This window comes from uncultured Sphingobacterium sp. (assembly GCF_964277905.1).
GTDB lineage: Bacteria > Bacteroidota > Bacteroidia > Sphingobacteriales > Sphingobacteriaceae > Sphingobacterium > Sphingobacterium siyangense.
In genome coordinates, this window is record NZ_CAXYKD010000048.1 from 404,966 (window position 1) to 418,380 (window position 13,415).

Below are 13,415 nucleotides of genomic sequence, written 5' to 3' on the forward strand. Positions count from 1 at the left end.
ATACCAATTCTTTGCGGCTTTTGACTGGGAGAGCGTAAAAGTCTGAAACTAATTCCTAATTGAAAGTTGTCGCTCGTGCGTCATACTATAGCCAGTTTTTAAAGTTAAATGGACATCCGGTGCTCACAAAAATTATTATTTCGTAAATTCATACTATGAAGTATCCGATACACTATTTGGATAGCTTCCTCATACTAATAAAAGGAATGCATGAAAAGCACGAAACGAAGTAAAGGTTTTCTCTTCAAACAATATGAAGAGCCGTTTCAAACGCCTTTTGATAAATTATTTGACATTTTCAAAGAACTGATTACCCATACCTCTGGTGATTTTGATGAAGCCATTGACTGGCTTAGGCAATTGGATAAAGAGTTCAAACTGACGACTCCAGCCTATACGATAGACGATTTCATTGCGGATCTGAAAGATAAAGGTTATATCAGAGAAAAAGTGGAGTTTGGTGATGAAGGCGGCGTAGATATTACCTCAAAGCTGGAGAAAGCCTTGCGTCAGCATGCCTTGGACCAGATTTTTGGGAAAATGAGGAAAGGGAAATCAGGCAATCATAAAACCAATCACCAGGGACGGAGTGACGAAAATATGGGCGATTTCAGAAACTATCAGTACGGAGATGGCTTGGAGAAAATAGTTTTGACAGAGAGCTTGAAAAACGCACAGATCAATCATGGGATAGGCGAGTTTGCCTTATCAGAAAATGATCTCGTCGTAGAAGATACACAGTTTAAGTCGCAGATGAGTACAGTGTTGATGATCGATATCAGCCACAGTATGATTTTATACGGCGAGGATCGAATCACTCCTGCAAAAAAAGTAGCGATGGCTTTATCAGAACTTATTTTGACTCGATATCCGAAAGACTCACTTGACGTCATTGTTTTCGGAAACGATGCATGGACTATCGCGATAAAAGACTTGCCTTATTTGCAAGTTGGACCATTTCATACCAATACGGTCGCAGGCTTAAAGCTAGCGATGGACTTGCTAAGGCGAAAACGGCATGCGAATAAGCAAATATTTATGATAACCGATGGAAAACCGAGCTGTTTAAATATGCCAGACGGTACCTATTATAAAAATCCTATGGGTTTGGATCCTTTTATCACTAGCAAGTGCTATAGTATGGCTGCGCAAGCCCGAAAGCTGGGAATACCAATTACAACCTTTATGATTGCTTCAGATCCTTATCTACAGCAATTTGTCGACGAGTTTACAGCCTCAAACCAAGGGAAGGCTTATTACACTGGACTTGGGGATCTAGGTGAAATGATTTTTGAGGATTACGAAGAAAATCGAAAAAAAAGAATACGATAAGAATATATGGATTACACGAAGATTACAACATTTGGTGCATTAAAAACTTCGGGTTATAAACCTAAAACAATAAAAGAAGAATTGCGTCAAAATCTGATTACAAAAATAAAGGCGGGTGAAACCGTGTTTAATGGAGTATATGGTTATGAAGATACCGTTATTCCAGAACTTGAGAGAGCAATTCTTTCCAAACACAACATTAATTTCTTGGGCCTTCGCGGTCAGGCGAAAACACGTCTAGCTAGGCTCATGGTCAACTTATTGGATGAATGTGTGCCTGTGGTTCAAGGTTCAGAGATTAATGATGATCCGTTTAACCCCATATCGCGTTATGCGCTAGAACTTCTGCAGGAGAAAGGCGATGATACACCGATAAGCTGGCTTGGTAGAGGTGATCGTTTTGCGGAGAAACTGGCTACGCCAGATGTGACGGTCGCTGATTTGATTGGTGATGTAGATCCCATCAAAGCCGCAAACTTAAAACTGAGCTATGCAGACGATCGCGTGATTCACTTTGGTATGATTCCTCGGGCAAACCGTTCTATATTTGTCATTAATGAGCTGCCTGATCTTCAAGCTAGAATCCAGGTAGCCCTCTTCAATATATTGCAGGAGGGAGATATTCAGATCCGTGGTTTTAAGTTACGCTTACCGTTAGATGTACAATTTATATTTACTGCAAATCCGGAGGATTATACCAATAGAGGAAGTATTGTGACGCCACTGAAAGATCGCATAGGATCGCAGATACTCACACATTACCCTGCATCGGTTGAGATAGCAAAGGCAATTACAGCGCAGGAGGCGAACTTGGAAGCGGCCCAGAAGGAGCAGATATACGTTCCTGAGCTGGCTAGGGAACTGATTGAGCAGATAAGCTTTGAAGCACGAAATAGTGAATATGTTGATGAAAAGAGTGGCGTAAGTGCGCGTATGAGCATTACAGCATTTCAGAACTTATTAAGCACCGCTGAATTGCGCATGCTCAGAAGTGGGGCGCAAGCAACTACAGTACGGCTGAGTGATTTTATGGGTATTGTGCCTGCGATAACCGGTAAAGTTGAGCTCGTTTATGAAGGCGAACAGGAGGGAGCGGGTATCGTCGCATTGCAGCTGATAGAAAACGCGATTAAAAACCTTTTTCCGATTTTATTCCCAAAAATTGAGAAACTGGAAAGAGAAAACGAACGTTATCCCTACGACGATATTGTTCGTTGGTTTTCAGAATCAGAGGGGATCGAATTATCTGATGAACTCAACGATTCAACGTATGAGCAGGTTTTGGACCAAGTGAAACCTATACATGCTTTAATTCAGCAATACCAGCCGGAGACGAAGCCCGAAGATCTCCATTTTCTGACCGAATTTGTATTATGGGGACTTACGCTCAACAATAAATTAAGTAAATATAGGTTGGGGACTGGCCTTCAGTTTCAAGATAACTTCCAGGGATACCTGAGAAATAATCTGTAACAGGCAACTAGTAACATGGTGGGTAAGTTTACAGCGCAAGCTTACCCATCTGGTTTTTAATTAGGTCTCACAAGGAAAAAGGGTGGATAACTATCTTTTCATTAAAATTAAGTCAATCGATAGGCCAATAATAACGACGACGACAGTAAATGACAGATACCCTAAAATATAAACTGCGAGTGCTTTTAAATAACTGGGTATTTTGTAGGGATCGAAAAATTGTCCAATAGCCCAGACGCTATATAACATAGCGACGATGCTAGCTTGCACCATAACGCTTGTATGTGTTAGACCTTCAACTAATGCAAAAATAGTATAGATCAACATCGTCATTCCTAAAATAAAACACAGCAGAATGACAATTTCAAAAAGATTAAAACCGTATTTTTTAAAAAATAGTTTAGCCCAGAAAGCGATAAATAATCCTATCATGATATTGGCGTAACCATAGTGGCCCTGAATCCAGAGGTATATCGAACCCGTGGTAGAATGTTGGGATTCGTAATAACTCACATATTTGTCGTCTACATGAAAAAAATGGCTTACTATAGAGTATATCAATGAGGTGATGATGATAAAAATAATGGGTTTTACGAGGCGGCTTCGGTTCTCGGCAATATATTTTTTTACATTTTTTCCCGGCGTGGTGATAAGTTCACGAATCGTATATAAGATTCCGCGCTCGAAATGAAGGACATGTTCAATTTCGTGAGCGATATAATGCGCATCAATTCTTTTAAGGACAGCTGGCTGTCCACATTTTGGACAGAAATTCAGTGTTATATCAGTCCCACAGTTTTTGCAATTTGTCATGTTTATACTATGCTATAGGTATTATATTTGTTAATATTTGAGGATTCTATCCTTATCATGTCATGTAGATCGTTGGCCATTACTTCTTATCGATTAGAATTTATCCAAAAATATTATAGATTATGTCAATCAATGCTACACCTAAGTGTAGTTTTATACAAACCTCCTTCTCCCGCGAAGAAAAATGGAATTAATGAGCTTTAGTGTAACCACCCCGTTCGCAGAATCTTTTGTTTATTTTGTTCAACCATTTAAATAAAATTATTATATTTGCATAATACTTGACTAATAAAGTATTTTACAAATATAATATGACCGCAATTAATACGATTTTGAACATTATAAAAGTTCAATCTGTCATCACCAAAAAGTTTGATGGGTTGAGCTTGCATGGACTAAGTCTGACAGACTTTATGATCCTACATATTTTAAGTCAGGCTTCCGGGAACCGGTTACGGCGAATTGATCTGGCTGAAAGTACCGGTTTAACGGCCTCAGGGATTACACGGATTATTTCACCTATGGAAAAGATGGGGCTAGTTGTAAAAGAGCACAATGATAGAGATGCCCGGGTCAGTTATGTGAAGCTTACGGCGGCTGGTGATCGAATTTTTAAAGAGGCTACTGTTACAGCTGAGCACATCGCCAATAAGCTATTGGACGGAATGGACGTAACAGATCTCCTTGTTTTTGCTGCGCAATTGAAATCATTGGGTGGTGATTTATAATTTTAATTTAAAAGCACATGAACAAAATAGATAAAAAACAATTGAAAGCCGAATTCCTGGAAAGTAAACCATTGATGGGAGTTTTAACAATTTACAACAGGGCCGAAAATAAAATACATATCGCTGATAGCATGAATTTAACGGCTCTTTCTAACAGAATCAGATTTATGTTAAACATGGGGCAATTTGACAACAAAAACTTGCAGGCGGATTGGAACCGATTAGGTGAGGGAAATTTCCTGTTTGAAAATGCAGTTATTATTCCATTTGAAAACGACAAAATCATTGATTATAAAAAAGTCGTACTTCACGCGGCAACTGAGTTGAAGAGTAAAGTGAGTGAAACAACAAGTATCTATTGATATGACAAGAAAGACGTATTTGTATCCCGGTTATGAAGCCGGAAGGAATTTGGCATTGAAAAATATCCAAGGCCCTATTGTAAATCTCAATTTAATTCAGTTGAGGAAAATCGCGGACTATACTAATTTTCCGGAGATTGCACCAATCAAAGAAATTTCGGGATACGATGCTTTTATGAATTATATAAAGCTAGCCAAACCTTTTGTGGAAGAAAGCGGCGGTGAGCTACTTTTTGTTGGGCATGGTGACCGGTTTCTGATAGGACCCGATCAGGAACAGTGGGATATCTGTATGCTGATTAAACAGAAAAGTGTGTCCGATTTTTTTTCATTTGAACAAAATCCAGCGTATATGAAGATTATAGGGCATCGGATTGCAGCTATCTCGGATTCAAGACTTTTACCCTTGGAAAATGTCCCGTTTTAAACGATACTTATCATAAAAAATACCGCCTATTTGAATAATAAATGTATATTTAACATTAATAAAAGTGAGCCTCGTATCGTATTCTTCTACAGCTTCGTGGAAAAGTGTTTTTGAGCAAATTTAAATTCGTGTTGAATATCCTTTCGAGATCAAGATAATTTGGAATTTGTGCATTAAACAATCCATGGTTAAGTTTTAATAAAGAAGGTTTGCTTGACAAATTAACATTTAGAAAAGCCTAAAAATTGATCAGACATGAAACTAAAACAAATGGGGGTATTGAGTATTGCATTAATGAGTTTTACCAATGCCATAGCGCAAAAAATACACAATGCAGATAAGGCGGCGGGTTATCTTTTTGCTTATTTTGAGGGTTCGGGGGATAAAAATACACAAGAGCAATTGCGATTTGCAGTCAGTCAGGACGCGCAAAACTGGGTTGCATTAAATAACAATAAACCTATTTTGTCATCCGCAGATATATCCCAAACGGGAGGGATTCGTGATCCGCACATCCTTAGGGGAGAGGACAAAAAGTCATTTTATATGGTCGCAACTGATATGTTTACCGCCAAGAATGGTTGGGGAAGTAACCCTGGTATTATTCTGATGCGATCTGATAACCTGACGGATTGGAAACACAATACTGTTGATCTGGCTAAATTATACCCTAAAAAATTTAAAAACGTAAAATGGGTATGGGCACCACAGACGATCTATGATCCAGTTGCGAAAAAATACCTTGTGTATTTTACGGTGAAATCATATGAGAACGATAAGCTTGATTTTTATGCAGCCTATGCGAATAAAGATTTTAGCGGATTTGAAAGGGAACCTACCTTATTGTTCAGTCCAAAATTTGGAGGTATTGATGGCGACATCGTCTATAAAGATGGGTTATACCATTTTTTCTTTAAGGGCAATACAAAAGATGGTGCGGGCAAAGAAGTGAAAAATGGGATTCAGCAGGCGACAAGTAAATCCCTAAAAGGACCATGGAAAGAAGACTTCCGGTATCTCGATGCCTATGCAGACACTTCTGTTGTTGTCGAAGGATCGAGTCTTTTTAAGTTGAACGGAACAGACGATTATATCTTGATGTATGATCTGTATGCGAATGGAAGATATGAATTTCAGCGCACAGATGATCTCTTTAATTTCTCCTCGAAACCTGAGGCTTTGCGTAAAAATTTTAACCCGCGACATGGAAGTGTGATTTCAATTAGCAAGGAAGAGTCTCGTCTTCTGAATAGTAAATGGGGTGGTGTACCCGGTGAATTACTATCTCCAGAGGCTGTGGATGACAGGTATCGTTTTACCGCAAAGGGAAATCCGATTATTAAGCATCATTTTACGGCTGATCCAGCAGCAATGGTTAAGGGGGATACACTTTGGTTGTATGCAGGCCATGATTTTGCAGGTGGTCAGCAAGGCTATAAGATGAAAGACTGGATTGTTTATTCTACAACGGATTTAAAAAATTGGACGGAATATCCAGTGTCTTTAAGAATAAGTGATTTTACCTGGGCAAAAAGCGGCGATGCATTTGCGGGACACGTTACCGAACGTAATGGAAAATATTACTGGTACATCAGCTCTAATTGGTCCGGAATAGGTGTTGCTGTCGCAGATAGACCCGAAGGTCCCTTTAGAGATGCATTGGGGAAACCGTTATTGACCAATAAGGACTGTTTTGCTTCTTCCCATTCTTGGGCCTGTATCGACCCGGCTGTTTTTATTGATGACGATGGCCAAGCCTGGATTTTCTGGGGTAACCGTGAGTGCTACTACGCAAAGCTCAAGGAAAATATGGTTGAGATTGATGGCGAAGTAAAGCAATTGAATTTTGAAGGACTGGCTTTTACGGAAGCACCGTGGGTTCACAAGCACAATGGAAAATATTATTTGAGTTATGCCACGGAATTTCCGGAGAAGATCGCTTATGCCATGGCCGATAAGATCGAAGGTCCCTATGTGTATAAAGGGATTCTGAATGAAATAGCAGGCAATAGCAATACGAACCATCAAGCAATTGTCCCTTTTAAAAACCAATGGTATTTCATTTACCATAATGGGGGGATTAACCCAGATGGAGGCAGTTTTAGCCGTTCGATTTGCATAGATACCCTAAATTACCGTGCAGACGGTACAATCCATAAAATTGAAATGACAACGGAAGGAACTACCGGGGACTAAAGTATGAAAAAGACGGCGAGCAAGCTAAAGTGGCTGTCGTAGAAGGTTGGGGGGAAACCGATTTAATAGATTAAAAATGTGGAACGACAGCATCGTTCCACAAAATGTTTTTCAGTGTAGTATTGTAGGATTCTTTTTACAGTATTCTTATCGAATCAATTCAGAAATTTAAAATGATGAGATAGGCATCTCCATTCATTTCAGCAATTACTTCTTTTGAGTCAAGTTTACTTATGAGGCAAATGTAACTTAGAATAGCAGTAGAAAGAATATGAAAAAGATACTTTTTTATGTGAAAATGGGAATATTTATTTTTTTGCAAAAAAAATACCATCCTCTTTCATAATATTTTAGGCTCAAGCCCGGAATATCGAAAAATTTATCCAGGAAAAATCCTAACGAGACCAGCCGAAAAAGTAGCTTATATAGGGTGCCCTTAAGGTCATCTGAAAGAAATATTTCTTTTTTAACTCAAAAAAAGAGCAGCCTATTGGTTAATTTAGCTCCGCTATTTTCCTCTTTCACTTATCCCGTTTCAAGAATGTAATCTGGTCTATTACGAATCAAATGGGATCTCTAATTTATTGGTATAAGCATCTTATGGGAACAAAATTTGTTGATCTAAAAACCGTAACGTTAATGCAGTTAAGTAATGCATTAGGGACCTCCTTGTTTCCGGTAAAAAACAACCATTATTTAGTCGCCGAGGAAGATGCGGCAAATTTTTCGCTGTACCTTGATTTCTATTACCGTTCAGAATATTATGCGCTGATTTTGATCAAACGGGGGACCGTTGAGTTTAGTGTTGGCGCGCGGAAATTCGTAGCCTCAGCTGGAGATGTTTTATTCTGCGGTCCTATGGAGGCTTTTGTAATCCACACCATATCACCGGATATGCAGATGAAAAGTATTTATTTTACACAGAAATTGATCGAGGAGGCAGGCTTCAATTATAAAACCAACGATATTCTGAAAAGTTTCTCCAGTACGCCGTTTTATATCTTATCAAAACAGGAAAAGATCTTCTTTAGAATCGACTACCATATCACCCAGCTCGGGTTCCTGAATGTTAGTCGCGACCGGATTGACTATTCCAACGATATGATATGGCACCATTTTTCACTGTTGATGTATGAAGTGCAGAATTTTAACAGGTATCTTGAACAGCAAAGTCATATTTCCCCTCGACTTGAAGCTATTACAGCAGATTTCTTTAATCTGGTCAATGAGCACTACGTTAACAATCACGATGTACAATTCTATGCCGATAAGCTGGCAATCAGCAGAAAGTATTTAACTAAGGTGCTGAATACAACCTTGACCAAAAGCCCCAAGGAGATTATCAATAATGTGCTGCTTATCGAGGCGAAGGTACTGTTGAAAAATAATAAGTTCAGCGTTAAAGATGTCGCCGTGAAGCTTTCATTCGCAGATCAGGCTACGTTCAGCAAATTCTTTAAAAAACTGACGGGCAAAAATCCGAGCTGCTATAAAGTAAGTGCAGAGTTTTAAATTTATGCACTTAATATTAATTAATAAGATTTATTATTTCTCTGTTATTTTCTTGCTGTTTTCTAATTATTAATGCTCGCTTTCATTTTATAAAAAATTAAAAATGTCATTTTAGTGTCTTTAATGGTCGATGTTGTAAGAATTTTTTAGCGCATTCGGAAATTCAGATGTTTCACTGTTGTCTTTTTGACAAGAAATGGAGTCTTAACGTTAAGTTATATAGTTTTAATTATCAGTAATTTTGTAAACACTGAATAAATAAAGCAATAATATACTTATGAAGCGAAATTTCGTTGTTAAATCATCGACACTCTATCTTGTGCCCCTGCTGTTCATGTCATGCAGCAATCGACCTGGTGAAGGTGGGTATCCAGGGGGACCGACGGAGGTCAACTTTGCTGCTGTTAAAACTGGCGATGCAGAGGTGAAAAATGAATATACCTGTGCCATTGAAGGCCGCTCAAATATTGAGATTAGGCCACAAGTGACCGGTTACCTGAGTAAAATTTATATAGATGAGGGGGCTTATGTAAAAGCTGGGCAGCCACTTTTTAAGGTGGAAGACCGCGTATATCGAGAACAGCTAAACAATGCGAAAGCCTCTTTGCAGTCTGCTTCAGCAAGTCTGATAACTGCCAAGATAGAACTGGACCGAAAAATAGAACTTGTTCGCAATAAAATTGTGTCAGAACTGCAAGTGCAGGAAGCAAATGCGGTCTATCTTGGAGCCAAAGCAGCCGTGGCACAAGCTGAATCTGCCATTCAATCGGCACAGATCAACATTGACTTTGCGTTGATTAAAGCACCTGTCAGTGGTTATGTGGGGAGGTTTAATTATCGTTTAGGAAGTTTATTGTCCCCAACAAATCAACAGGCCCTGACCTTAATTTCGGATAATCAACAGGTCTATGCTTACTTCAGCCTCAGTGAAAATGATTTTGTGGCCTTCCAAAATCAGCATCCGGGAAATTCGATCGCAGAGAAGCTAAAGGGTACAAGCCTAGTTACTTTATTGCTATCGGATGGTCGTCCTTATGATTTGAAAGGGAAAATTGATGCCGTAGAAGGGCAGTTTAATAAATCAACAGGTTCAATAACCCTACGGGCTAAATTTGATAATCCGAAGGATATCCTGCGCAGCGGAAATACCGGCAAAGTTCTTTTGGAGCGAAATATTATGCAGGTTCCATTATTACCAATTGCCTCCACAGTAACCTATCAAGACAAAATTTTTGTCTATACGGCAGACAAAGACGGAAAAGTAGTGCAATTGCCTGTCGCGGTCTCTGGCAAGTCCGGCGATAACTTTATCCTATCCAGTGGGCTGAAAGCAGGGGATAGGTACATTGCTCAAGGTTTTGAACGTTTACAGGCAGGAATGCCAGTCGTCGAAAAGTCCCCGATTGAACACAAATAAACTAGTCGATTTTCATGTTAAAACAAATTATAAAACGTCCCGTATTGGCGACGGTGATCTCCGTATTGCTTGTTATCTTGGGGGGTGTGGGAATGCTGAGCCTTCCCATTACCAAATTTCCTGACATTGCACCACCGACAGTGACTGTAACAGCTGTTTATCCCGGTGCAAATGCTGAAACGATCGGCCGCTCCGTGGCGCCACCATTGGAAAATGCGATCAATGGGGTTGAAAATATGGATTACATAAGCTCTGTGGCCAGTAATGATGGTACGCTGACCATTACTGTGATTTTTAAATTGGGTACAGATCCGGATCAGGCGGCCATCAATGTGCAAAATAGGGTTTCCCAGGTGACCAACCAACTACCAGCAGAAGTTATACAGAGTGGTATAACGACCATAAAGAGACAGAATAGTATGATTGCAATGGTAACGCTGACCAGCGAGGATGGTAGCATGGACGATCTATTTCTGGAAAACTATACTAAAATCAATATTGTACCCGAATTAAAACGTATCAAGGGCGTTGGAGATGCCATGGTCTATGGAAACAAAGACTACTCGATGCGGATATGGTTAGATCCAGATAAACTAAATGCCTACAATTTGACTCCCAACGATGTTTCGGCAGCGATACAGGCGCAAAATTTAGAGGCTGCTCCGGGGCGGTTTGGCGAACAGTCTACCGAGGTGAAAGAATATGTCATGCGGTATAAAGGGAAGTTTACGGAGCCGGAGCAATATGAGAACATCATTGTGAAAGCACAGAATGATGGTTCAGTTCTTCGGCTTAAGGACCTAGCGCGGGTTGAATTTGCTGCCTACAGTTACACTGTACAGTCCAACTACAATACAAAGCCCTCGGTCACCATGGCGATATTTCAGATGAGTGGTTCAAATGCTAATGAGGTTCAGATCGCCTTGCAAAATCGGATGGAAGAACTTTCAAAATCTTTTCCGGGCAAAATGGAGTATAAAATTCCGTATGCCACGAAAGAGTCCTTGGATCAGTCTATCAAGCAGGTGATAAAGACACTAATTGAGGCGTTTATTCTGGTCTTTATCGTTGTCTTTATTTTTTTACAGGATTTTCGTTCGACATTGATTCCTGCAATCGCCGTTCCGGTATCCATTGTGGGAACATTTTTCTTTATGCATATTTTTGGGTTCTCCATCAATATTCTGACCCTATTTGCTTTGGTGCTGGCCATTGGTATTGTGGTCGATGATGCTATTGTCGTTGTCGAGGCTGTGCATGCGAAGATGGAACGCCGCAAGCTGGGGCCCAAGGCGGCTACGGTATCCGCTATGGGAGAAATCTCCGGAGCAATTGTATCGATTACCTTGGTGATGTCGGCTGTGTTTGTTCCAGTTGCCTTTATGGAGGGATCAACGGGGTTATTTTATAAACAGTTCGCATTGACGCTGGCGATCGCCATTGTTATCTCAGCAGTGAATGCATTGACGCTTAGTCCAGCTTTGTGTGCCTTGTTGCTTAAGAGCCATGACGGTCATGCCCAGGAGAAACTGAACTTTAAACAGCGTTTCTTTACCGCTTTCAATGCTGGGTTCGATAAACTGACTTTCCGCTATGGCAAATCAGTACTCTTTCTGATCAAGAAAAAATGGATTGGCATAGGAATATTGCTCGCCTTTGCAGGTCTGTTTGCCTGGTTTTCTTTGCGGACACCAAAGGGCTTTATACCTGATGAAGACCAGTCTTTTATTATCGTGACGGCCAATCTGGCTGCTGGTACATCCAAGGATCGTACGACCAAACTGATGTCCGATACAGAACATAAGCTCGTTGCACATCCTGCTGTTCGGGAGGTTATTTCGGTGAATGGTCTGAGCTTATTCTCCGGTGCAATGTCTTCCGCAGCCGGCACATTTTTTATTCGGTTAAAAGATGTAAAAGAACGGGGAGAAGTTAAGGATTTGGGCGCTGTCATGGGGCAATTGCAGGGCATGCTTTCGGGAGATAAACGGGCGAATTTTCTGGTGCTGAATACCCCAACGGTAGAGGGGTTCGGTAATTCTAGTGGCATGGAGCTCGTTTTACAGGACCGCACCAATGCGTCTTTACAAAACTTGGGAAATATCTCCTACGGCATGATGGGAGCCTTGATGCAGCGACCGGAGATTGCCGTTGCTTTTACGACTTTTGATGTCTCTTATCCACAATATGAAGTGGTGGTAGACGAAGCAAAAGCTGCACAGCTTGGTTTAGCTGTACGCGATGTTCTTCAGGTGATGCAAGGCTATTACGGAAGTATTCAGGCTTCGGATCTCAATCGCTTTGGGAAGTATTACAGAGTGCTTGTCCAGGCAATGCCTGATACACGTGCGGATGAAAAGTCGCTGAATAGCATCTTTGTCAAAAATGCCAACCAAGAGATGGTTCCTGTCAATACGGTGGTGACGCTAAAGGCCATTACAGGGCCAGAAGTGGTGGAGCGTTTTAATCTGTTTAACGCTTCAAATCTGACCGTTATGCCGGCTCCCGGATTTAGTACTGGACAAGCTATGCAAGCCATTAAGGAAGTTGGTCAACAGGTGCTGCCTCCAGGTTATACCTATGATTATAAAGGAATGAGCCGAGAAGAAAGTACGTCTACCGCACAGTCAACCATCATTTTTATCCTGTGCATCGTTTTTGTTTACTTTCTGTTATCTGCGCAGTATGAAAGTTATATCCTCCCATTTGCCGTATTGCTAGCTATTCCCGTTGGACTGTCGGGCGTATTCCTCGGAATAGGCTTTGCAGGAATTGCGAATAATATCTATGTGCAGATCGCTATGGTGATGCTGATTGGTCTGTTGGCTAAAAATGGAATCCTGATAGTCGAGTTCGCCTCACAACGACGTCAGGCGGGCAAAAGTTTGGTGGCAGCGGCGGTGGAAGGAGCAAAGGCTCGTTTTCGCCCGATCTTGATGACTTCACTTGCCTTTATGACAGGGATTGTACCCTTGATATTTGTGACGGGACCATCAGCCATGGGGAATCATTCCATTGGTTATGCAGCAATCTTCGGCATGTTGGTTGGTACCTGCTTAGGCTTGTTCTTGACTCCTTTGCTTTTTGTTATCTTCCAATTCTTCCAGGAAAAAATGAGTGGTAAAGTGAAAGACGACACAGAATGGGAATTTTAA

The 13,415-nt window shown here is 40.6% G+C and carries 10 protein-coding genes; 9 read left to right on the forward strand and 1 reads right to left on the reverse strand.

The window, feature by feature from the left end:
* Nucleotides 1-210 precede the first annotated feature (210 nt).
* Both ACHWSC_RS23395 and ACHWSC_RS23400 read left to right on the forward strand, forming a co-directional pair.
* Nucleotides 211-1,332: a VWA domain-containing protein gene (locus tag ACHWSC_RS23395; RefSeq protein WP_286834889.1), complete on the forward strand. Its 1,122-nt coding sequence runs from the start codon at nt 211-213 to the stop codon at nt 1,330-1,332.
* A 6-nt stretch (nt 1,333-1,338) separates the two neighbouring features.
* Nucleotides 1,339-2,805: a sigma 54-interacting transcriptional regulator gene (locus ACHWSC_RS23400; RefSeq protein WP_394678352.1), complete on the forward strand. Its 1,467-nt coding sequence runs from the start codon at nt 1,339-1,341 to the stop codon at nt 2,803-2,805.
* A 90-nt stretch (nt 2,806-2,895) separates the two neighbouring features.
* Here ACHWSC_RS23400 and ACHWSC_RS23405 read toward each other — a convergent pair whose 3' ends face one another.
* Complete coding sequence (locus ACHWSC_RS23405; protein ID WP_394678353.1) at nt 2,896-3,618, reverse strand: DUF3667 domain-containing protein; 723 nt, start codon at nt 3,616-3,618, stop codon at nt 2,896-2,898.
* A 311-nt stretch (nt 3,619-3,929) separates the two neighbouring features.
* Between ACHWSC_RS23405 and ACHWSC_RS23410 the strand changes: the two genes are divergently transcribed.
* From ACHWSC_RS23410 to ACHWSC_RS23440, 7 genes are all read left to right on the forward strand, one after another.
* Nucleotides 3,930-4,346, forward strand: coding sequence for a MarR family winged helix-turn-helix transcriptional regulator (locus ACHWSC_RS23410; protein WP_394678354.1), 417 nt, complete (start codon nt 3,930-3,932; stop codon nt 4,344-4,346).
* 17 nt (nt 4,347-4,363) lie between these two features.
* On the forward strand, nt 4,364-4,708 hold the full coding sequence (locus tag ACHWSC_RS23415; RefSeq protein WP_153845472.1) for a GIY-YIG nuclease family protein: 345 nt from the start codon (nt 4,364-4,366) through the stop codon (nt 4,706-4,708).
* A gap of 1 nt (nt 4,709) precedes the next feature.
* On the forward strand, nt 4,710-5,135 hold the full coding sequence (locus ACHWSC_RS23420) for a DUF1330 domain-containing protein (protein ID WP_088161150.1): 426 nt from the start codon (nt 4,710-4,712) through the stop codon (nt 5,133-5,135).
* A gap of 255 nt (nt 5,136-5,390) precedes the next feature.
* Nucleotides 5,391-7,331, forward strand: coding sequence for a family 43 glycosylhydrolase (locus tag ACHWSC_RS23425; protein WP_394678355.1), 1,941 nt, complete (start codon nt 5,391-5,393; stop codon nt 7,329-7,331).
* A gap of 600 nt (nt 7,332-7,931) precedes the next feature.
* Nucleotides 7,932-8,843 carry an AraC family transcriptional regulator gene (locus ACHWSC_RS23430; RefSeq protein WP_075992098.1) on the forward strand — a complete coding sequence of 304 codons (912 nt, stop codon included), beginning with the start codon at nt 7,932-7,934 and terminating at the stop codon, nt 8,841-8,843.
* Between the two features lie 277 nt (nt 8,844-9,120).
* The gene (locus tag ACHWSC_RS23435) at nt 9,121-10,260 is read left to right on the forward strand and encodes an efflux RND transporter periplasmic adaptor subunit (protein ID WP_394678356.1); all 1,140 of its coding nucleotides are present in this window, start codon (nt 9,121-9,123) and stop codon (nt 10,258-10,260) included.
* A gap of 14 nt (nt 10,261-10,274) precedes the next feature.
* Entirely contained in the window at nt 10,275-13,415 is a 3,141-nt protein-coding gene (locus tag ACHWSC_RS23440; RefSeq protein WP_394678357.1) for an efflux RND transporter permease subunit, read from the forward strand.